We start from the raw sequence: 19,640 nt of genomic DNA, 5'->3' as shown, positions 1-19,640 counted from the left end.
CGCAGCCCGCGGGAGCGGGGGGTACGGGCACAGCCCGCGGGAACGGTGCGGGCGCAGCCCGCGGGAGCGGGGGGTACGGGCACAGCCCGCAGGAACGGTGCGGGCGCAGCCCGCGGGAGCGGGGGGTACGGGCACAGCCCGCGGGAGCGGGGGGGTACGGGCACAGCCCGCGGGAGCGGGGGGGTACGGGCACAGCCCGCGGGAGTGGCTGGGTGGCGCCGTCGTCGCCCGGCGGGAGCGGGCAAGCGGAGGGGTCGTCGCCCGGCGAGTGCGGGCGGGGGCGTTGTCGCCCGCCCGGTGCGCGGGCCTGTGCGGGGGCGGTGACCCGCAGCGTCGCTCACGCTGCGGGTCGGTGCGGCTAGCGCACCAGGCCCCAGCGGAAGCCCAGGGCCACCGCGTGCGCGCGGTCCGACGCCCCGAGCTTCTTGAAGAGCCGACGTGCGTGCGTCTTCACCGTGTCCTCGGAGAGGAACAGCTCGCGCCCGATCTCCGCGTTGGACCGGCCGTGACTCATCCCCTCCAGCACCTGGATCTCACGCGCGGTGAGCGTGGGCGCCGCCCCCATCTCGGCGGACCGCAGCCGCCGCGGGGCGAGCCGCCAGGTCGGGTCGGCGAGCGCCTGCGTCACCGTCGCCCGCAGCTCCGCGCGGGAGGCGTCCTTGTGCAGATAGCCCCGCGCGCCGGCGGCCACCGCGAGCGCCACGCCGTCGAGGTCCTCGGCGACCGTGAGCATGATGATGCGCGCTCCGGGGTCGGCGGACAGCAGCCGCCGGACCGTCTCGACACCGCCCAGACCGGGCATGCGTACGTCCATCAGAATCAGGTCCGAGCGGTCGGCACCCCAGCGGCGGAGGACTTCCTCGCCGTTGGCCGCCGTCGTCACACGCTCGACGCCGGGCACGGTCGCGACCGCGCGGCGGAGCGCCTCTCGGGCAAGCGGGGAGTCGTCGCAGACGAGGACGGAAGTCATGGCCGCCCTCCGGAGCTGATGCGCGTCACCTTGAGCCTCCAGGCTGGTACGAAATCGTCACCTTGCGGTCGACCGTCTCGGACGCCCGCCCGAGCGCTTGTTCCTTCAACCGCCTCGCACTCTCAACGACGGTCACTCGAAAGAGTTACGGGGCCGTCTGCCATCTTCGGCACTCTACGTGAGGAGGCGGACACGGTGGAGTCATGCGCGGCGGACCCCCGAACTTTCACCACAACCTGTGCCCCATTCAGACCCTTTTCTTCCCATTAGTTGGTGTCCGGGGCTAGATTCGCAATGAGTCATATTTTCATCTCCTTGGATCGTAGTTGTACGGTCGTGGACACCGGATCCGCCCAGAACGGCTACAAGGGGTCACGCAATGGCAGATTTCTCCCGCCTTCCCGGACCGAACGCGGACCTGTGGGACTGGCAGCTGCTGGCTGCCTGCCGCGGAGTGGACAGCTCGCTCTTCTTCCACCCCGAGGGCGAGCGGGGTGCCGCGCGGAGCGCTCGCGAGAACTCGGCCAAAGAGGTCTGCATGAGGTGCCCGGTGCGCGCCGAGTGCGCCGCCCACGCGCTGGCGGTACGCGAGCCGTACGGCGTGTGGGGCGGACTGACCGAGGACGAGCGCGAAGAACTGATGGGACGGGCGCGCAACCGGCTGGTATCGGCGTCGGCCGCCGGAGGGCACACCGCCTCGAACAACTGAAGGAACGTTTCTCCACACCACGCGGGGCACGCACGTGCGCCCGCGCACGGTCACGGAGCGCGACCGCCCGCCCTATCGCGCGGCGGCCGCCGCCAGCTTCTCCAGCGTCGCGTTGACCGCCGGCACCTGGGCGAGATCCGGCAGGGTGAGCGCGACGATCTCCCGGCGCACGGCCGGCTCCAGCGCCACGGTGCGCACGCCGCGCGGGCGGAGCGATTCGACAGCCAGCTGGGGCAGGACCGCGACCCCGAGTCCCGCGCCGACCAGCCCGGCGACCGCCGGATAGTCGTCGGTCGCGAAGTCGATGCGCGGGGTGAAACCGGCCGCCTCGCACACCTCGACCAGCTGGCCCCGGCAGCGCGGGCAGCCGGCGATCCACGGCTCGTCGGCGAGTTCACCGATGGCGACGGACTCCGCGCGGGCGAGGCGGTGCCGTTCGGGTACGAGACCCAGGAGCCGGTCCGACAGCAGCGGCCGTACGACCAGGTCGTCCCACTCCTCCGCGCCCGCCGCCCCCTCGTAGCGGAACGCCAGGGCCACGTCGCAGTCGCCCTCGCGCAGCATCTCCACGGAACGCGGCGGCTCGGCCTCCTCCAGGGAGACCCGCGTGCCCGGGTGGGCGTCGCGCAGGGCGGCGAGGGCGGTGGGGACGAGCGTGGAGCTGCCGCTGGGGAAGGAGACGAGCCGCACGCGGCCCGCGCGGAGCCCGGCGATGGCGGCGACCTCCTCCTCGGCGGCGGTCAGTCCGGCGATGATCCCGGCCGCGTGCCGCACCAGCGCCTCACCGGCCTGGGTCAGCCGCATCTCGCGGCCGCTGCGGATGAGCAGGGGCGTGCCGACGGACCCCTCCAGGACCTTCATCTGCTGACTGACCGCCGGCTGGGTACAGCCCAGTTCACGGGCCGCCGCGGAGAAGGAGCCGGTGGTGGCGACGGCGCGCAGTACACGGAGATGACGGGCTTCGATCACCCTTCAAGGATAAGCGGACCTTTGAGCCGGCGCCGGATAATGCGTCGACGCTTTGACTCCCATCGCTTACCGTGCGGGCATGAAGCTTCTGTCTGTGAACCTGGGCCGCCCCGAAGCCGTGCCGTACACCGATCAGCCCGACGGCGTGACCGGTATCGACAAGCGGCCGGCGGAGGGGCCGGTGCGAGTGGCGGCGCCGGGGCCGAACGGGGCGAGCGGTCTGGCCGGGGACGCCGTGTGCGAGACCCGGCATCACGGCGGGGACGACCAGGCGGTGTACGCCATGGCCCGCGAGGACCTCGACGCGTGGGAGCGCACGCTGGGGCGCCCGCTGACGAACGGCATGTTCGGCGAGAACCTCACCACCGAGGGCATCGACGTGTCCGGCGCGCTGATCGGCGAGCACTGGGCGGTCGGCCCCGAGGTGGTCCTCGAGGTCACCTCCGGGCGGATTCCCTGCCGTACCTTCCAGGGCCATCTGGGTGAGAAGGGCTGGGTGAAGCGGTTCACCGAGCGGGGCGCGCCGGGCGCGTACTTCCGGGTGGTCCGGCCCGGTGAGATACGCGCGGGGGACACCGTACGGATCGTGCACCGGCCGGATCACGAGGTGACGGTCGCGCTGCAGTTCCGCGCGGTGACCACCGAGCGCGCGCTGCTTCCCCAACTGCTGGCCGCGTCCGGGGCGCTGCATCCGGAGGCGCTGGCGAAGGCATGGACGTACGTGGAGAAGTACGGGACGGAGCAGACGGTCTGACGGCGTGTCCATGAAGTGACACGAAACGGACGTCCCTGCTCCGCTGTCACTACGCTGACGCCATGACAACGGCTCTGATTACGGGATCGACGGCGGGGATCGGTGCCGCGTTCGCGCGGCGGCTGGCGGCCGACGGACATGATCTGGTGCTGGTCGCCCGAGACACCGTCCGGCTGCGCGAACAGGCGACCGAGCTGCACGACCGCCATGGCATCGAGGCGGAGGTGCTGACCGCCGACCTGGCGGAGGACAAGGGCATCGAGGCGGTGGCCGGCCGTCTCGGCGACCGCCAGAACCCCGTCGACCTGCTGGTCAACAACGCCGGCTTCGGCAACAGGGCCCGTTACCTCGAGGCGCCCATGGCCGACGAGCTGAGGATGCTCAAGGTGCACTGCGAGGCGGTGCTGCGGCTGACCTCGGCGGCGGTGGAGGCGATGCGGGAGCGCGGGCGCGGCGGTGTCGTGAACGTCGCCTCGACGGCCGCGTTCGTCCCGCGCGGGACGTACGGCGCGTCCAAGGCGTGGGTCGTGCAGTTCACCCAGGGCGCGGCGCAGGACCTGGCGGGCCAGGGCGTACGGCTGATGGCGCTGTGCCCCGGCTTCGTGCGCACCGAGTTCCACGAGCGGGCGGGGATGGGCACGGACAACATCCCGAAGTGGATGTGGCTGGACGCCGACAAGGTCGCCGCGGCGGCGCTGGCGGATCTGGCCCGGGGCAGGTCCCTGTCGATCCCGGACCCGCGCTACAAGGCGCTGATGGGGGCGGCGAAGCTGGTCCCGCGCGGGATGCTGGGCGGGATCTCGTCGCGGACGGGACGGAAGTACGGCCCCCGGTAAGCCGGGGACCCGCCCCCGCGAGAAAATGGGGGGTGACAGGACCAACCCGGACCCAGGGGGGACCGGAGGCGAGCGTCATGACCTTCGTACAGCTCATCGACTGCCGGACCAGCCGGTTCGAGGAGATGGACCGGCTGCTGGACCAGTGGGTCGAGCAGACCAGGGGGAAGCGGACGGCGACGCACGCGGTGGTCGCCAAGGACCGCTCCAACGCGTCGCACGTCGTCGAGATCGTGGAGTTCCCGTCGTACGAGGAGGCGGTACGGAACTCGAAGCTGCCGGAGACCGACCGGATCTTCCGGGAGATGACGGCCCTGTGCGACGGGACGCCCACCTTCACGGATCTCGACGTGGTGCGCGACGCGCAGCTGAACACGGACTCCGCGCGGCGCTTCTTCGAGGCGGTCGCCCACGACGACGACCTCTCCGCGATGGCGGGCCTGGTCGAGGAGCACTACCACGACCACGATCCGGCCAACGAGCAGGACCTGATCGGACTCGACCACTTCCGGCGCGAGATGGACGTCTGGCGGAACGGTTTCGACTTCGCGTTCCGTATCGAGGACCAGATCGCCCAGGGCGACCGGGTGTGCACCCGCTGGAGCTGGGAGGGCACCCACAAGGCCGACTTCCTCGGCATCCCGGCCACGGGCGAGAAGGTCACGATGACGGGCACGACCGTCTTCCGCTTCGGCGCCAACGGCAGGATCGTCGAGGGCTGGTGGCAGTACGACCGTCTGGGTCTGCTGGCCCGGCTGGGCGCACTGGAGCCGACGGAACTCTGACCCGCCCCACGTGCGGGGAGCGTGCGCCCGGACCACCCGTCCGCCGGCGCTGGTGCGCACGCACCAGCGCCCGCATGCCGGCGACGCCGGCGGGTACGTCCCTCCCGTACGCCGTGTGCCGGAAGCGGCCAAAGAGCGAGGGGTGCCCGAAGTGATTCGCAAACTGCAGATGGTCGCGCTGGACTGCGCCGATCCGGCCCGGCTCGCGCGGTTCTACGCGGAGCTGCTCGGCGGCCGGGTGGTCGCGGACCCGGACGCTCCCGAGTGGGTCGAGGTGCACGGGTTCGAAGGCGTTCCGCTGGCCTGCCAGCGGGTCGACGGCTACCGCCCGCCCCAGTGGCCCGGCCAGGACCGTCCGCAACAGCTCCACCTGGACTTCGACGTGGACGACCTCGACGCGGAGGAGCAGCGGGCGCTCGCCCTCGGCGCGACCGTGCTGGAGCGCACGGACCAGGTCCGCCCGGACGCGAACTGGCGGGTCTACGCGGACCCGGCCGGCCACCCGTTCTGCCTCTGCCTCCACTGAGCGCCTCGGCCCTCCCGGCCCCGACGGAACGATCGTCGGGGGGGCCGGTGACCGTACGACCGCCCGGGCCTGCAGGCCCGACCGGGGCTCCGGAGCCGGCAGACCTCTGCCCCGGTCCTGGCACGCGCACGCGACGGTCACCCGTCAGCCCGCCGTCTTCCTGCACGACCCGGGTCTGGTGAGCGGCCTCGACGAGTTCCAGCGCACCTCCGTCTACGGCCGCGACGACGGGGCGAGCGGCCTGGCGAAGGTCTGGGACGACCTGCTCGGCCGCCCCCCGGAGCGGGAGAGCTGGCGCATCACGCCGGTGATCGGCCAGCGCCTCGAACAGCTGATGCAGCGGATCGGCATCGGTCACTCCACCGCCCACCTGAGGTTCGGTGACGACTGGAAGCTCCAGCCGCGCGCGCTGGACGCCGGTCCCGGCTGGGAGGACCGGCTGGCGGTGGGGACGACGGGCTGGTGCAGGAGAGCGGCCGGGTCCGTATCTACCCGGCCGGGCAGGCCGCCGCAGATGGGTGGGCCGCGGGAGCCACCCGGGGACGTCGAGCGCGCGTGACCGGCGCGCAGGATCTGAGGATCTGCCGTCTGGCTGCCGGGTGCGATGCTGGTCATCTGGTCCCCCGCTCATGAGCCGACGGTGACCCTCTCTCAGGTACCCGTAAGAGCGCGGTCTCCGGCGACGCTCTAATCCTGGTCTCAGGTTGATCGGGGAAACTGAGCGGCAAAAACATCGACTGGAGGGGGCGGGCCGGCGTGCGGATCATGATCGCGGATGATGACGTGTCCATCCGTGAGTCGCTGGAGCGGGTGCTCCAGGTCGAGGGTTACGACACCAGAACCGTCGCCAACGGTCTCGCCGTGCTCGACGGGGTCGGCGGGGCCGACGGTGACACGCTGGATCTGCTGCTCCTCGACGTGATGATGCCCCGCCTCGGCGGGTTGGAGACCTGCCGGCGGTTGCGTGCCGCGGGTCGGGATCTGCCGGTGCTGATGCTGACCGCCCGTGACCAGGTCTCCGACCGGGTCGCGGGGCTGGACGCGGGTGCCGACGACTACCTGCCGAAGCCGTTCGCCACCGAGGAGTTGCTGGCCCGGGTGCGGGCCCTGCTGCGCCGTCGCACGCCGACCGACGAGGAGTCGCAGATCCTGTCGTTCGCCGACGTCCGGCTCGATCCCGACAGGTTCGAGGCGTGGCGGGGCGGGCGGCCGCTGCGTCTGACCCGGACCGAGTTCTCCCTCCTGCAGGTCCTCATGCGCAACGCGACCCGGGTCCTGACCCGCGACACGCTGTTCGAGGCGATCTGGGGCTTCGGCATGAGCTCCACCGCCAACAACCTCCAGGTGTACGTGAGTTACCTGCGCCGCAAGATGGAGGCCGAGGGTGAGCCGCGATTGATCTACACGCTGCGCGGCCTGGGATACACGTTGCGGGAGACTCCTCCGTGAGCAGGCCCGCCGGCCGGGAACCGCGCCGGCTGACCCGATGGTGGCGCCGGCGGTCCCTGCGGACCAGGCTGACGGTGATCGCGGCGACGGCCATCGCGGTCAGCGTGTTCGTGGCCTTCCAGGTGGCCAGCGAGCTACTGGACTGGGAGCTGCGGGACACCGTCGAGGATCAGCTGCGCGCCGACTCCCGCGTCCTGGCGACGAACGCGGAGCGCGCCGGTCTGGCGCAGGTCCGGCTACCGCCGTATCCCGGATCCGGGAGGCTGGTGCGGGTCGTCCTGGCCGACGGCTCGATCCGGACGCCGGCCGGCCAACCCGCGCTGCCCCCGGTCAGCGAGCAGGCCGGGCGCGTGGCGCAGGGCGTGTCGGCCGACCTGATGGAGTCGAACGACAGCGACGAAGAAGGCTACGTCATCTACACGCTGCGGGCGGGCGACGGCGCGGTCCAGGTGGCCCGCGTCGTCGACGACGGCCCGGTCAACCGGTTCGGGTTCGGCATGCTGCTGATCGGGCTGCTCTGCGTGGTCGGCGGCGCCCTTGTCGGGCGGACCGTGGCGCGGACCGGGTTGACACCGATCGACCGGCTGACCGCCGCCGCCGTACGTGTCGCGCACACCCGGGATCTCGACGCCGACATCCCGGATGAGGGCGGTGGGGAGATCAGGCGGCTGATCCAGTCGATCAACGACATGCTCGCCGCGCTCCGGAACTCCCGGCGGGCCCAGCGGCTGCTCGCCGAGGACGCCGCCCACGAGCTCAAGACCCCGCTCACCAGCCTGCGCCTCAACGTCGAGCTGCTGATCCGGCTCGATCGGCGCGGCACCCTGGACAGCGCACTGCCGGCGGAGAGCCGGACCCGGCTGCTCAACGATCTCGGCGCCCAGGTGGCCGAGTTGAGCACCCTTGTCGCCGAGCTGACCGACCTGGCGCGTGGCGACGTCAGCGACGAGAGCACCGAGGCGCTCGACCTCGCCGACGTGGTGGTGGCCGCCGCGACCCGGGCGGGTTCCCGCGTGCCCGACATCGAGGTGGCGCTCGACGTGACCTCTGTGTGGGTGAGCGGGCGTCCCGCTGCGCTCGAGCGAGCGGTGCTCAACCTCATCGACAACGCGGGCAAGTGGTCCCCCGCGGACCAGCCGGTCCAGGTCCGGCTCCGTGCCGAGGGCGCGTCCGCGGTGCTCGAGGTCGACGATGCCGGGCCGGGCATCGACGCCGCCGACGTACCGCGGGTGTTCGACCGGTTCTACCGTGCCGACGGCGCACGGGCGTTGCCGGGATCCGGTCTGGGGCTGTCGATCGTGCAGCGGGTCGTCGACGCCCATGGCGGCCGGGCCACCGTCGCCCGCTCCGCACGCGGTGGCGCGCTGCTTCGGGTGGACCTTCCGGCCGCGGCCCCGCCCGCCCCGGTCGCGCGGCTCACCGCCGGGGAGGACACCGAGGCGTGCTGACCCGCCCCGGCGGCGCGGCGCGGGACAAGGGACGGCGGCCCTCGGGCACGGCCCCGCGCGGCTCACCCCCGGGGCAGGACACCGCGATGCGCCGACCCCAGCCCCGGCGCGTGGCGCAGGACCGAAGGGCGGCGACCGCGGGCCCATGAAAATCCGGGACGGGCCTGGGGCCCGTCCCGGAACTCGTCCGTGCCGCCGCGCTCACCGTTGCAGCGCGGGCTCCTCGTCGTCGGCGAGCGGCTGTCGACCGTCCGGCAGCTCAGCCGCCGGACGGGACAGCCGGCTCGGCCACCACATCCGGCGGCCGATCAGCAAGGTGAGGGCGGGCACCAGGACCGACCGCACCAGCAGGGCGTCGAGCAGCACGCCGAAGGCCACCAGGAACCCGACCTCGACCAGCATCACCAGCGGAAGTGTGACGAGGACCCCGAACGTGGCCGCCAGGACCAGGCCTGCCGAGGTGATGACGCCACCGGTGGCCGAGAGGGCTTTGAGCATGCCCTCTCCGGTGCCGAGACGCACGGTCTCCTCCCGGGCCCGGCTGGTCAGGAAGATGTTGTAGTCGACGCCGAGCGCCACCAGGAACAGGAATGCCAGTAGCGGCACCGAATAGTCGATGCCCTTGAACCCGAGGATCGTGTCGAAGACGAACACGCTGCCGCCGAAGGCCGCGGCGAACGAGACGATCACGGTGGACATCAGGACCAGCGGGGCCAGGACCGCGCGCAGCAGCAGTCCGAGGACGATCAGGACGACGACGAGCACCAGCGGGATCACCAGCTTCTCGTCGCGCCTGGTGGTCACCTCGGTGTCGAGGTTCTCCGCACTCGGCCCGCCGACGATCGCCTCCGCCCCGCTCACCGCGTGCACGGCGGTGCGCACCCGCAGAATCGTGTCGTACTCCGCGGCGGTGTCCGGTGCGTCCTTCGGGAACACGGAGATGCCGGCCCAACCACCGCTGGTCTGCTCCGGGACGGCCAGGGCCACGCCTCGCGTGTCCTTGACGATGTCGAGCACCCGCTCCTGGTGCGCCGGCCGCGTGAAGACCGTCATCGGCTGGCCGCCGAGCTCCGGGAAGTGCTGGCGGAGAACGGTGAAGCCGGTGACCGACTCCGGCGCGGACAGGAACTGGTCCTGCTCCCGCAGGGCGCCGGTGTTGCCCGCCAGCCCGAGGGCGAGCACGCCGAGGACTCCGAGCGAGCCGAGTGTCGCCACCCACCGGCGGCGGCTGATGGCGGTGCCGAGCCGTCCCCACAGCCCCGGCTTCTCCTCCACGGCCGTGCTGAACCGCGGGATGGCCGGCCAGAAGATCCGCCTGCCGAGCACCACGAGCACCGCCGGGAACAGCGTCAGCATGGCCACCAGCGCGCACAGGATGCCGGCCGCGCCGATCGGGCCCAACCCGCTGGTGCTGTTCAGGTCCGCGACGAGCAGGCAGAGCAGGCCGGCGACCACGGTGGCCGCGGACGCGACGATGGCCGGCGCCGCGCCGCGCAGCGCGTGGACCATCGCGACCCGGACGTTCTCATGGTGGTGCAGTGCCTCCCGATATCGGGCGATGAGCAACAGCGCGTAGTCCGTGCCGACGCCGAACACCAGGATCGTCAGCAGCGCCGAGTTCTGGTCGTTGACCACGATGCCGAAGCCCTTGACGAGCAGGTAGACGGTCCCCATCGAGGTCAGTGCGGCCGCGCCGACGGCCACCAGCGGGATGATCCACAACACCGGGCTGCGGTAGGTGAGGATCAGCAGGAGCGTGACGACGGCGATGGTGGTGAGGAGGACCTGCTCGTCGATGCCGTCGAAGACGGCATCCATGTCGCCGTCGATCGCGCCCGGGCCGGTCACGTCGAGTTCCAGACCGGAGGGGCGGTCCTTCGCGGCGTCACGCAACGGGCCGACGATCTCCTCCGGTGGGCCGTAGGCCGTGCTCACATCGAGGGTGAACGTCATCGCCTCGCGGTCGGTGGAGAGGCTCGTCGGTGAGCCCTCGTCGTCCTCGTCGTCCGCCGTCGTCTTCGGCGGGTACCGCTCGGCAAGGGTGTCGTAGTGGCGCTCGACCGTCGCGCGGTCGGCGGCGGTCATGCCGCCGGCCCGGTGGTACACGAAGACGAACGTGCTGTCCTCACCGCCGGGGAGACTGTCGTCCAGCGCCGCCACCTTGGTGGACTCGGCACCGGCCGGAAGTGTGTCCACGGCGCTGTCGGTGGTGACCGAGCTCAACTTACCGCTCAGCGGCACCATGCCCGCCGCCAGCACCAGCCACAGGCCAATCACCAACCATGGCACCCACCGGCCTGCCAACCGACCGGCCGGCGCCTGCCCGGACGGCGCTGCGTCGACTGCCATCACTAGCCTCCTACATACGGGTTGTATCGCTTGTCTGGATGCCTGCTTCCTACTGAGCGAACCTGAGACGACTGTTAATGCGGTGCTCAGGCCGGTTGGCCGAACCATGTGCCCGGCGCAGCACCAGCGTGGTGGCGTCGAGGTCCTGCCTGGTGAGCAAGGCCCGGGCACAGCCGTCGGGCCGGATGAGCAATGCGTCGATGTCCACCCGGTCCGTGCGGGCGGTGACGGTGTTGACCCGTCCGGTCCGGGGCCGCGGCGTCGCGGGCCTGCGCGCGGTCGACGAGGTCGAGCAGGCGCCCACGCCCCTCACGCGGCAGGTCCGCCGGCCTTGCCGCCGCTCTACCGCCCCACCGTGCTCAGTGGGAGCACGTCTGGGAGCAGCAGCGGGAGGAGGACCGGACCGGGCGGCGGCTCGACATCAAGGTGCCGCCGAAGTACACCGGCGCGTACTTCCCCAAGCACTCCTTCTGGTCGAACCGCGGCAAGCTCGACGTGCCCGAGGAGCGGTTCATCTCCTACCCCGAGGCCGACGGTTCCCTGCTGCTCGGCTGGGCCGGCTGGAACCACCGCGACCAGGCCGACACCCTCGTCGGCCTGATCCGCAGCCGCGTCGAGTCCGGAGGCTGGACCAAGGACGACCCCCGTTTCGTACCGCTCCTCGCCGGTCAGGTGAGACGGCGACCGAGCAGGTCGTGACGACGTGATCCGGAGAACCCGGCGACGTGGGCGGGCGACGGGCCCGTCGACAACGCGATCGCCCTGACGTGAAGACCCTCTTCACTCAATGCGTTCATCCGCATACTCAACGTGCGGTAGCGTCGCCTCGACATCACGTCTTCCGCGTGCCACGCCGGGCACGGAACGAAGGCGACCCCCGCGGCGGTTGCAGCCGTCCGCGAGGGCCTGAACCACCAGTGGAAAAGGACTCCACCGTTGATTTACCGGCACCATATCGCGCCCCCGCGCGCCTTCTCCCAGTTCTCCCACGACCTGATCCGGCCCCCCCGGCTGTCCTCCGACGCCGTGCGGCTGCTGACCTGGCAGCTCTCCCTCCCCGACGGGGCGCGCGAGTCGTTGTCGCGCACCGCCGGGCGCGCCCGCATCGGGGCGTGTGCCTTCACGCGGGCCAAGCGGCAGCTCAAGGAGGAAGGCTTCGTGCACGAGCGGCGGCTCCAGGGGCCCGGCGGCCACTGAGTGACCCAACAGCTCGTCTCCAATGTGCCGTTGAGCGCCGCCGAGGCCGTCAAGATCCTCGCCCGGATGCCCGTACACGCACCCGACGCCGACGCGTCACCGCAGCTCGCCCCGAGTCCCCGCATCCCGGCCGCCGGTGCTCCGACCCTCCGCCCACCGACGGTCATCCTGCTGGTGGCGATGCGCTAGTCGCCGCCTCCGCCGCCACCCCCGTCGCCGCCACCGCTGTCTCCGCCACCGCCCCCGTCGCCGCCGTCTCCGCCGTCGCTGCCCCAGCCGTCGCCGCCGCCGGGTTCGTTGTCGTCCCGGCCCCGGCCGAGGTTGCTGAACCAGGAGGTGTCCCAGGTGGGGGTGTCGTCGGTCGTGGGCCGGCGTGGGCGGAAGCGGGCCGTGCCCGTGGTGTCGCCGAGGCCGAAGGAGACGGCGACCGCGTGGGCCATCACGGCGTCCAGCGGGTCGGCGCTCTCGTGGTGCACGGCGGCCAGGGGCAGCAGCACGGTGCCGGGGGCCGGTTCGGCGCGGCGGGGCGGCCGGGTCAGCAGGGCGACCCGGTGGTCGTCGCGGAGCAGCCAGGAGCTCTCCGCGTTCGCGCGCCGCAGCGTCCAGTGCCGTTCGGGGGTGCCGATCTCGACGCTGCTCTTGGACTTGCGGAACCGACGGCGGAGTTCGAGCCGCGCGTGGACCGGACCGACCGTCAGTACGAGGCCGCCGCTCGGGTCGTGGGGGTGCGGAAGGTAGCCGTACGGTGCCCGGAGCCGGACGGCGGGGGCGTGCGGGCCCCAGACGTCGACCTGGACCAGCCGGCGGTCCACGACGACGGTGACAGGTCCGGCGGGACCCGGCGCGAAGCGGCGCGCCATCCACAGCGGTACGCCCTCGGCCCGCGCCCGTGCGGCGAGGGCGGCCACCTCTTCCGGGCCACCGCATCTGCGTACCGCGAGTTCGCCCAGCGCGCGGGCGAACTCGGCGGCCCGGCGCACCGGGAGGGGCTTGGTCGTACCGGTCACGCGTGTGACCGGGACGGCGCCGGGGCCCTGCGGCAGCTGGTCCAGCGGGCGTTCGGTGCCGCCGCCGCCGAGCCAGCGGCCCCGTAGATACGCCTCGGCCATGGCGCCGAGGTTCAGTTCGTCCAGCGGTGTCGTCCGCACGCCCCTGCGCAGCCGGTCCTCGGTGAGTTCCGCGGTCCGTGCCAGCGGGTTCCTGGACCGTTCGGCGTAGAGCACCTCGCTCATCGTGTCCCCCTCCTGCATCCGGCCCGTTCCCCACCGGTAAGTCGCCGGCGGGCCGTCCGGCGGTTCCAAGATCCGGGGACATCGCGGGTACGGTGAAGGCCCGGCGGCCCCGTTTCCGGGGCCGCCGGGCCTTCACTCAGGCGCTGGCGACGTGATCTGTCGTCAGTGGGAGTGGCCGTGGCCACCGGCAGCGGCGGCCGGCTCCTCCTCTTCCTTCTTCTCGACGACCAGGGTCTCGGTCGTGAGCAGCAGGGAGGCGATGGAGGCGGCGTTCTCCAGGGCGGAGCGGGTCACCTTGACCGGGTCGATGACGCCGGCCTTGACCAGGTCGCCGTACTCGCCGGTGGCGGCGTTGTAGCCGTTGCCCTTCTCGAGCTCGGCGACCTTGGAGACGATGACGTAGCCCTCGAGGCCGGCGTTCTCGGCGATCCAGCGCAGCGGCTCGACGGCGGCCTTGCGGACGACCGCGACACCGGTGGCCTCGTCGCCGGTCTTGTCGAGGTTGCCCTCGAGGACCTTGACGGCGTGGACGAGCGCGGAGCCACCACCGGAGACGATGCCCTCCTCGACCGCGGCGCGGGTCGCGGAGATGGCGTCCTCCAGACGGTGCTTCTTCTCCTTCAGCTCCACCTCGGTGGCGGCGCCGACCTTGATCACGCACACGCCGCCGGCCAGCTTCGCGAGGCGCTCCTGGAGCTTCTCGCGGTCCCAGTCGGAGTCCGTGGACTCGATCTCGGCCTTGATCTGGCCGACGCGGCCCTGCACGTCCGCCTTCTCGCCGGCACCGTCGACGACCGTGGTGTCGTCCTTGGTGACGGTGACGCGGCGGGCGGAGCCGAGCACGTCCAGTCCGACCTGGTCGAGCTTGAGGCCGACCTCCTCGGAGACGACCGTGGCGCCGGTGAGGACGGCCATGTCCTGCAGCATCGCCTTGCGGCGGTCACCGAAGCCGGGCGCCTTGACGGCGACCGCGTTGAACGTGCCGCGGATCTTGTTGACCACCAGGGTCGACAGGGCCTCGCCCTCGACGTCCTCGGCGATGATCAGCAGCGGCTTGGAGGCGTTGGCCTGGATGACCTTCTCCAGCAGCGGCAGCAGCTCCGCGATGGAGCCGATCTTGCCCTGGGTGATCAGGATGTACGGGTCGTCGAGGACGGCCTCCATACGCTCCTGGTCCGTCACGAAGTACGGGGACAGGTAGCCCTTGTCGAAGGCCATGCCCTCGGTGAAGTCCAGCTCCAGGCCGAAGGTGTTGGACTCCTCGACGGTGATGACACCGTCCTTGCCGACCTTGTCCATCGCCTCGGCGATGAGCTCGCCGACCTGCTGGTCCTGGGCGGACAGCGCGGCGACGGCGGCGATGTCGGACTTCTCGTCGATCGGGCGGGCCGAGGCGAGCAGGTCCTCGGAGACCGCGGCGACGGCGGCGTCGATGCCCTTCTTCAGCAGCGCCGGGGAGGCACCCGCGGCGACGTTCTTCAGGCCCTCGCGGACCAGCGCCTGGGCCAGCACGGTGGCGGTGGTGGTGCCGTCACCCGCGATGTCGTTGGTCTTGGTCGCCACCTCCTTCACCAGCTGCGCGCCGAGGTTCTCGTACGGGTCCTCGATCTCGACCTCACGGGCGATCGTGACACCGTCGTTGGTGATGGTGGGGGCGCCGAACTTCTTGTCGATGACGACGTTGCGGCCCTTGGGGCCGATCGTCACCTTGACCGTGTCGGCAAGCTTGTTGACGCCGCGCTCGAGGGCGCGACGGGCGTCCTCGTCGAACTTCAGGATCTTCGCCATGGGAGCGGTTCAGCCCTCTCGGAAAACGTGGGTGAAACGAACTGCGCCCCTGACGCCCGGCTTCATAAGGTCGCGGGGGCCCGGGGCGCAGCTCAAAAGCAAGGTGCTTCGGTGAAGCGGGTGAACTACTTCTCGATGATCGCGAGGACGTCGCGAGCCGAGAGGACGAGGTACTCCTCGCCGTTGTACTTCACCTCGGTGCCGCCGTACTTGCTGTACAGCACGATGTCACCGGTCTTGACGTCGAGCGGCAGGCGCTCGCCGTTCTCGAAGCGGCCCGGGCCCACGGCCAGGACGACGCCCTCCTGGGGCTTCTCCTTGGCGGTGTCCGGAATGACCAGGCCAGAGGCGGTGGTCTGCTCGGCGTCGAGCGGCTGGACCACGATGCGGTCCTCGAGCGGCTTGATGGCAACCTTGGAGCTGGTGGTCGTCACGATCCGACCTCCCCCTTCGGAGATCTCACGGGGTTAACTGTCTGAGGTGGCGACCAGGTGGATCCGTCGTCGCGGGTGCCGGACCTGCCCGTCGCGCATTGGCACTCTCCAGTGGGGAGTGCCAGAACTGAGACTATGACTGTGATTAGCACTCGGTCAAGCGGAGTGCCAGTTGGCTGCGGCGCGTCGCGGGGTGGGCGCGTTGTCATCACCCTTGTGTGCGGCGCGCGGTGTTGCGGTGACCGCCCCTGGGGGCGGCCGCCCCCGGGCCCCCGCTTCGGCCCTGAACGGGCCTCGTCCTCAATCGCCGGACGGGCTGACAGGTGAGCGGCGCTCACCAGTGGCCGGCGACGGGATGGCTTCGGCCACGTATGCCTCCAGCCTGCCCACCTTCAGTCCCCGCTCCTCCAGTTCCCCCAGCAGTCGTGCCGTCCGTTCCGCCAGTGTCAGTGACGGGGTCTCCACCGACGGTACGGCGATGATGTCGCCGGGGTTCAGCTGCTGGGGGCCGGCGGTGTAGGTGAGGTGGCCGTCGGTCTCCAGGGTGGCCCGGGAGCCGATGACCGCCCGGATGCCGCAGTCGGCGGCCGCCTTCAGGGTGGTGGTGTCGTACGTGCCGTAGGGCGGGCGGAAGAGGGTGGCGCGGATGCCGAAGCGGGACCTGAGCTTGCGCTGCTGGCCGCAGATCTCGGCGCGCTGGCCGGCGTAGGGAAGGCCGCGCAGGGCGCGGTGGTCGAGGGTGTGGTTCTGCAGGCTCGCGCCGACCGCGCGCAGGCGGGCGAAGTGGGCGTAACCGGGGCCGGTCACGCTGTCCGTGAGGAACAGGCTGACGGGGAGCGCCCGTTCGCGTACGAGGTCGATGAAGCCGGGGTCGCGTTCGGCGCCGTCGTCGTAGGTGAGGAAGACGACCCGGTCGCGGGTGAGGACGCGGTCGATGACCGGCGGGAGGCCGCCGGAGGCCACCGGACCGGCCCCGGCCGACCGCCCCGTACCGTCCCCGGCCCCGCTGCCCGGCGTACCGCATCCGGCGATCAGGACCAGCAGGGCGGCCCCCAGCAGCCCGGCCCGCGCCCGAGCGGCCCGCGAGCCGGAGATCCGCGGCGCGACGGCCCTCACCACAGGGCCACCCCACCGCCGCGACCGGCCCGCACCCGGGAGACCCTCGAACCGGACCTCCCCGCGAGGCCGCCCACGGCAGGGGGCCCGACCGGGCCACGCGTGCGGACCCGCGCGTGGCCTTGACACCCCGTCCGCATCGCACCCGGAGCCCGGACCTGGCCCGCGTCCGGAAGCCGGCCCCGCAGACCGCCCGCCGGGCGCCCGGCCCTCACAGGTAGTCCTCCAGACGGGCCACCGCGTACCCCTCCGCCGTGACCTTGTCGAGGAAGCGCCGGGCCATGTCCGGCATCGTGCCCTTCCAGGTGTCGCGGCCGCGGAAGTGGGTGAGGACGATGTCGCCGGGGTGCAGTTCGCGGTCCCATTCCCGGTACTCCCAGTGGTCGACGAAGACCTCCTCGTTCCAGAGCGGGACATGGGTGATCCCGCAGGACTTCGCGACGCGCAGGGTGTCCTTGTCGTAGTTGCCGTAGGGCGGCCGGAAGAGGACGGGCCGTTCGCCGTACCGCTTCTCGATGATCTTCTGCATGCCGCAGATCTCGCGCTTCTGGCGGGCGTGGGACAGGGCCGGCAGATAGGGGTGGTGGAGCGTGTGGTTGTGCAGGGAGACGCCGCGGTCCTGCATCTTCTCGAAGTAGCCGTAGTCCTCCTTGACGAGGTAGTCGCTGAGGAAGGCGCTGTACGGGATCTTCAGCTCGCTCATCATCCGCAGGAACGCCGGGTCCTTCTCGTCGCCGTCGTCGATGGTGAGGAAGAGGATCTTCTTCTCGGTGGGGATCGTGGTGAAGACCGGCGGGAGTCCCAGCCGGCGGTGTCCGTCGACCTCGAAGCCCTCGCGGGTGGTGATCTCCGGCTTCTTCGCGGGGGGCGGCGGGGCGGTCAGCGGCACCCGTTTCAGCCCCCAGCGTTTCGCGGCGGCGGCCCTCGCGGTGTGCGCGGCACGCAGCTTGGTGGCGTAGTCGTCGAGCGCGCGGGCCGGGGGCGCCTTCAGGGGCGGACCGGCCGCCGGTTCGGCCGGGGCGCCGCTGCCGCCGCCCGGCCCCTGTCCGCAGCCCGCGGCGATCGAGGCGAGAGCGATCACCGCGAGGCCGATCCGCACTCCACCGAATGGCCACTTTTTATCGTTTTGTCGTACTGCTCGCATGGGGCCGGATCCTCGCAGCCGCACCGTCCGGACCCGGCCCGACACCGCGGCCGGAGGCATACGGTCCACCGACTGGCCCACAATGACCCGGTGAACGACCTCGCCTCCCTCCTCACCCCCGAAGGCCGCGCCCTCCTCGACGAGGTGCGCGACACCGACCCGGCGCACGAACTCGCCGTCGCGACGAGACTGCGCCGCGAGCACCCCGCCGAACTCGTGTCGGCGGCGCTGGGCCAGGCGCGGCTGCGGCAGCGGGCGGTGGCCAAGTTCGGGGAGCGGGACGCCGCGCGGATGTTCTTCACGCCCAACGGGGTGGAGCAGTCGACGCGGGCGAGTGTGGCGACGTACCGGGCCGAGTGTCTGCACGCGCTCGGGGTGCGGTCCGTCGCCGACCTGTGCTGCGGGATCGGCGGGGACGCGATCGCGCTCGCCCGCGCGGGGATCCGGGTGCTGGCCGTCGACCGCGACCCGCTGACCTGTGCGGCAGCCCGCGCCAATGCCGACGCGCTCGGTCTCGCCGGTCTGATCGAGGTGCGCGAGGCGGATGTGACCGAGGTGGACACGGCCGGCTACGACGCCGTGTTCGTCGACCCGGCCCGGCGTTCCTCCAGGCGCGGCCGGATCTTCGACCCGGAGGCCTACTCCCCTCCCCTGTCCTGGGCCGTGTCCGCCGCGCTCGGGGCTCCGCTCGGGCTGCTGAAGATCGCGCCCGGCATTCCGCACGAGACGATCCCCGAGGCCGCGACCGCCGAGTGGGTCTCGGACGGCGGGGACGTGAAGGAGGCCATGCTGTGGTTCGGCCGGGACGTGACACCGGGGGCACGGCGGGCGACGCTGCTGCCCGCCCGAGCCGGCATTGCCGTGACCCCCGACTCCGCGCTCCCCGATCCCGAAGTACGCCCGGTCGGACGGTATGTGTACGAGCCCGACGGCGCCGTCATCCGCGCCCACCTGGTCGCCGAGGTGGCCGCGGAACTGGAGGGCGGCCTGATCGACCCGACCATCGCCTACATCACCGCCGACGAGGCCCGCACCACCCCGTACGCCACCGCCTACGAGATCACCGACCGGCTCCCCTTCAACGTCAAGAAGCTGAAGGCCCTCCTGCGCGAGCGCGAGGTGGGCGTGCTGACCGTCAAGAAACGCGGCTCGGCGGTGGAACCGGAGGAACTGCGCCGCAAAACCCTCCCCAAACCCCACGGCACCGCATCGCTCACGGTCTTCCTGACCCGGGTCGCGGGCGCCCCGACGATGCTGCTGGGCCATCCGGTGCGCTGAGGCACCGGGGCCGACTCAGGACGCGACGATCTCCTTGCCGATCGCGAAACCCTTGGCCGGCCCCTCGGGGATCACCGCATCGGTGCCGTAGGGGACCCGGTGCTCGTCCGCGTACTTGGCCTTCCCCGGGTCGGGCGACGTCAGGACGAACACGGCCCCGTCGTCGTCGAAGTCGTCGACGATCACGTACACCGGGATCCCGGCCCGCGCGTACTCGCGGCGTTTGCGGACGCGGTCGCGCTGGAGGTTGCGATGGCCGGGCGAGGCGACCTCGACGACCATCTTGACTCCGGCGGCGTCGACGCCGAGACCGTCCTCGTCCGGGATCTCGTCGAGGTCGAGTGTGGCCACGAAAAGATCGGGGATCCAGGCCTTCTGACGGTGAATGACATTGACGTCCTGGTGAGCCACGTAACCGCTGCGCCCCAGATGGGAATCCAGAGCGCGACGAAGACGGTTGACAAGCACACCATGACGACGGCGACCGGTAGGCGACACCTCGATGGCCCCTTCGATGATCTCGGCCCGGTAGCCCTCGGGGAGATCCATGGCCTTCCACGCCTGCCACAGGACCTCGTCCAGGTCGGAACCCTGCTCGGAAACGGGCTTGTCCACCACCGGGGCCACCTCTTCTGCGAGAGCGGTCATCGAGAAGC

20 protein-coding genes and 1 pseudogene are annotated in these 19,640 nt (G+C 71.6%); 12 read left to right on the top strand and 9 right to left on the bottom strand.

Going from position 1 to position 19,640, the window contains the following annotated elements; translation table 11 throughout:
- Positions 1-358: 358 nt before the first annotated feature.
- Positions 359-970, bottom strand: a complete 612-nt coding sequence (locus ACGFR9_RS04870; protein ID WP_003948568.1) for a response regulator transcription factor — start codon at positions 968-970, stop codon at positions 359-361.
- A gap of 379 nt (positions 971-1,349) precedes the next feature.
- Between ACGFR9_RS04870 and ACGFR9_RS04865 the strand changes: the two genes are divergently transcribed.
- Positions 1,350-1,679: a WhiB family transcriptional regulator gene (locus tag ACGFR9_RS04865; protein ID WP_030221185.1), complete on the top strand. Its 330-nt coding sequence runs from the start codon at positions 1,350-1,352 to the stop codon at positions 1,677-1,679.
- A 72-nt stretch (positions 1,680-1,751) separates the two neighbouring features.
- Here the strand turns inward: ACGFR9_RS04865 and ACGFR9_RS04860 are convergent, their stop codons facing one another.
- Positions 1,752-2,648: a LysR family transcriptional regulator gene (locus ACGFR9_RS04860; protein ID WP_393202971.1), complete on the bottom strand. Its 897-nt coding sequence runs from the start codon at positions 2,646-2,648 to the stop codon at positions 1,752-1,754.
- A 79-nt stretch (positions 2,649-2,727) separates the two neighbouring features.
- Between ACGFR9_RS04860 and ACGFR9_RS04855 the strand changes: the two genes are divergently transcribed.
- From ACGFR9_RS04855 to ACGFR9_RS04825, 7 genes are all read left to right on the top strand, one after another.
- Positions 2,728-3,402 carry an MOSC domain-containing protein gene (locus ACGFR9_RS04855; RefSeq protein ID WP_393202969.1) on the top strand — a complete coding sequence of 225 codons (675 nt, stop codon included), beginning with the start codon at positions 2,728-2,730 and terminating at the stop codon, positions 3,400-3,402.
- 62 nt (positions 3,403-3,464) lie between these two features.
- Positions 3,465-4,238: an SDR family oxidoreductase gene (locus tag ACGFR9_RS04850; protein WP_030221175.1), complete on the top strand. Its 774-nt coding sequence runs from the start codon at positions 3,465-3,467 to the stop codon at positions 4,236-4,238.
- Positions 4,239-4,315: 77 nt separating this feature from the next.
- A complete protein-coding gene (locus ACGFR9_RS04845) occupies positions 4,316-5,023 on the top strand; it encodes an ester cyclase (RefSeq protein ID WP_393202967.1) in 708 nt (235 codons plus the stop codon).
- A gap of 151 nt (positions 5,024-5,174) precedes the next feature.
- On the top strand, positions 5,175-5,549 hold the full coding sequence (locus tag ACGFR9_RS04840) for a VOC family protein (RefSeq protein ID WP_393203980.1): 375 nt from the start codon (positions 5,175-5,177) through the stop codon (positions 5,547-5,549).
- Between the two features lie 178 nt (positions 5,550-5,727).
- Positions 5,728-6,108: a hypothetical protein gene (locus ACGFR9_RS04835; RefSeq protein WP_393202966.1), complete on the top strand. Its 381-nt coding sequence runs from the start codon at positions 5,728-5,730 to the stop codon at positions 6,106-6,108.
- A 197-nt stretch (positions 6,109-6,305) separates the two neighbouring features.
- Positions 6,306-6,998 (top strand): response regulator transcription factor, encoded by a 693-nt coding sequence (locus ACGFR9_RS04830; RefSeq protein WP_393202963.1) that lies wholly within the window; start codon positions 6,306-6,308, stop codon positions 6,996-6,998.
- Positions 6,995-8,446: an ATP-binding protein gene (locus tag ACGFR9_RS04825; protein ID WP_393202960.1), complete on the top strand. Its 1,452-nt coding sequence runs from the start codon at positions 6,995-6,997 to the stop codon at positions 8,444-8,446. The genes ACGFR9_RS04830 and ACGFR9_RS04825 overlap by 4 nt, the downstream gene beginning before the upstream one ends.
- A gap of 201 nt (positions 8,447-8,647) precedes the next feature.
- On the opposite strand, the gene ACGFR9_RS04820 is transcribed toward ACGFR9_RS04825, so the two are convergent.
- Positions 8,648-10,795, bottom strand: coding sequence for an MMPL family transporter (locus ACGFR9_RS04820; RefSeq protein WP_393202957.1), 2,148 nt, complete (start codon positions 10,793-10,795; stop codon positions 8,648-8,650).
- A gap of 411 nt (positions 10,796-11,206) precedes the next feature.
- Between ACGFR9_RS04820 and ACGFR9_RS04815 the strand changes: the two are divergent.
- The 3 genes and pseudogenes from ACGFR9_RS04815 to ACGFR9_RS04805 form a co-directional block, all read left to right on the top strand.
- Positions 11,207-11,494: pseudogene (locus tag ACGFR9_RS04815) on the top strand (DUF7008 domain-containing protein); the annotation flags it as partial.
- A 237-nt stretch (positions 11,495-11,731) separates the two neighbouring features.
- Positions 11,732-11,992: a hypothetical protein gene (locus ACGFR9_RS04810; RefSeq protein ID WP_393202954.1), complete on the top strand. Its 261-nt coding sequence runs from the start codon at positions 11,732-11,734 to the stop codon at positions 11,990-11,992.
- The gene (locus tag ACGFR9_RS04805) at positions 11,993-12,181 is read left to right on the top strand and encodes a hypothetical protein (RefSeq protein ID WP_393202952.1); all 189 of its coding nucleotides are present in this window, start codon (positions 11,993-11,995) and stop codon (positions 12,179-12,181) included.
- Here ACGFR9_RS04805 and ACGFR9_RS04800 read toward each other — a convergent pair.
- From ACGFR9_RS04800 to ACGFR9_RS04780, 5 genes are all read right to left on the bottom strand, one after another.
- On the bottom strand, positions 12,178-13,224 hold the full coding sequence (locus ACGFR9_RS04800; protein ID WP_393202950.1) for a hypothetical protein: 1,047 nt from the start codon (positions 13,222-13,224) through the stop codon (positions 12,178-12,180). The two genes, ACGFR9_RS04805 and ACGFR9_RS04800, sit on opposite strands and share 4 nt — an antisense overlap.
- A 162-nt stretch (positions 13,225-13,386) precedes the next feature.
- Positions 13,387-15,012 carry a chaperonin GroEL gene (gene groL / locus ACGFR9_RS04795; protein WP_030221131.1) on the bottom strand — a complete coding sequence of 542 codons (1,626 nt, stop codon included), beginning with the start codon at positions 15,010-15,012 and terminating at the stop codon, positions 13,387-13,389.
- A 125-nt stretch (positions 15,013-15,137) separates the two neighbouring features.
- Positions 15,138-15,446 carry a co-chaperone GroES gene (groES, locus tag ACGFR9_RS04790; RefSeq protein ID WP_003998759.1) on the bottom strand — a complete coding sequence of 103 codons (309 nt, stop codon included), beginning with the start codon at positions 15,444-15,446 and terminating at the stop codon, positions 15,138-15,140.
- Between the two features lie 300 nt (positions 15,447-15,746).
- Positions 15,747-16,562 carry a polysaccharide deacetylase family protein gene (locus tag ACGFR9_RS04785; RefSeq protein WP_393202947.1) on the bottom strand — a complete coding sequence of 272 codons (816 nt, stop codon included), beginning with the start codon at positions 16,560-16,562 and terminating at the stop codon, positions 15,747-15,749.
- Between the two features lie 211 nt (positions 16,563-16,773).
- Entirely contained in the window at positions 16,774-17,706 is a 933-nt protein-coding gene (locus ACGFR9_RS04780; RefSeq protein ID WP_393202945.1) for a polysaccharide deacetylase family protein, read from the bottom strand.
- A gap of 90 nt (positions 17,707-17,796) precedes the next feature.
- Between ACGFR9_RS04780 and ACGFR9_RS04775 the strand changes: the two genes are divergently transcribed.
- Positions 17,797-18,984: a methyltransferase domain-containing protein gene (locus ACGFR9_RS04775; protein ID WP_393202943.1), complete on the top strand. Its 1,188-nt coding sequence runs from the start codon at positions 17,797-17,799 to the stop codon at positions 18,982-18,984.
- A gap of 15 nt (positions 18,985-18,999) precedes the next feature.
- Here the strand turns inward: ACGFR9_RS04775 and ACGFR9_RS04770 are convergent, their stop codons facing one another.
- Positions 19,000-19,632 carry a Uma2 family endonuclease gene (locus ACGFR9_RS04770; RefSeq protein ID WP_393202941.1) on the bottom strand — a complete coding sequence of 211 codons (633 nt, stop codon included), beginning with the start codon at positions 19,630-19,632 and terminating at the stop codon, positions 19,000-19,002.
- Between the last annotated feature and the right edge of the window lie 8 nt (positions 19,633-19,640).

The sequence above is a fragment of the Streptomyces sp. NPDC048584 genome, from assembly GCF_043199595.1.
In the GTDB taxonomy this organism is placed as follows: Bacteria; Actinomycetota; Actinomycetes; order Streptomycetales; family Streptomycetaceae; genus Streptomyces; species Streptomyces edwardsiae.
This window is presented reverse-complemented; position numbering and strand designations above follow the sequence as displayed.

What these genes read in the sequence shown, in the direction of transcription:
- ACGFR9_RS04780 (WP_393202945.1), bottom strand. Translation starts at nt 17,706, where the DNA reads ATGCGAGCAGTACGACAAAACGATAAAAAGTGGCCATTCGGTGGAGTG.
- ACGFR9_RS04850 (WP_030221175.1), top strand. Translation starts at nt 3,465, where the DNA reads ATGACAACGGCTCTGATTACGGGATCGACGGCGGGGATCGGTGCCGCG.
- ACGFR9_RS04800 (WP_393202950.1), bottom strand. Translation starts at nt 13,224, where the DNA reads ATGAGCGAGGTGCTCTACGCCGAACGGTCCAGGAACCCGCTGGCACGG.
- ACGFR9_RS04865 (WP_030221185.1), top strand. Translation starts at nt 1,350, where the DNA reads ATGGCAGATTTCTCCCGCCTTCCCGGACCGAACGCGGACCTGTGGGAC.
- ACGFR9_RS04820 (WP_393202957.1), bottom strand. Translation starts at nt 10,795, where the DNA reads ATGGCAGTCGACGCAGCGCCGTCCGGGCAGGCGCCGGCCGGTCGGTTG.
- ACGFR9_RS04855 (WP_393202969.1), top strand. Translation starts at nt 2,728, where the DNA reads ATGAAGCTTCTGTCTGTGAACCTGGGCCGCCCCGAAGCCGTGCCGTAC.
- groL (WP_030221131.1), bottom strand. Translation starts at nt 15,012, where the DNA reads ATGGCGAAGATCCTGAAGTTCGACGAGGACGCCCGTCGCGCCCTCGAG.
- ACGFR9_RS04870 (WP_003948568.1), bottom strand. Translation starts at nt 970, where the DNA reads ATGACTTCCGTCCTCGTCTGCGACGACTCCCCGCTTGCCCGAGAGGCG.
- ACGFR9_RS04770 (WP_393202941.1), bottom strand. Translation starts at nt 19,632, where the DNA reads ATGACCGCTCTCGCAGAAGAGGTGGCCCCGGTGGTGGACAAGCCCGTT.
- ACGFR9_RS04845 (WP_393202967.1), top strand. Translation starts at nt 4,316, where the DNA reads ATGACCTTCGTACAGCTCATCGACTGCCGGACCAGCCGGTTCGAGGAG.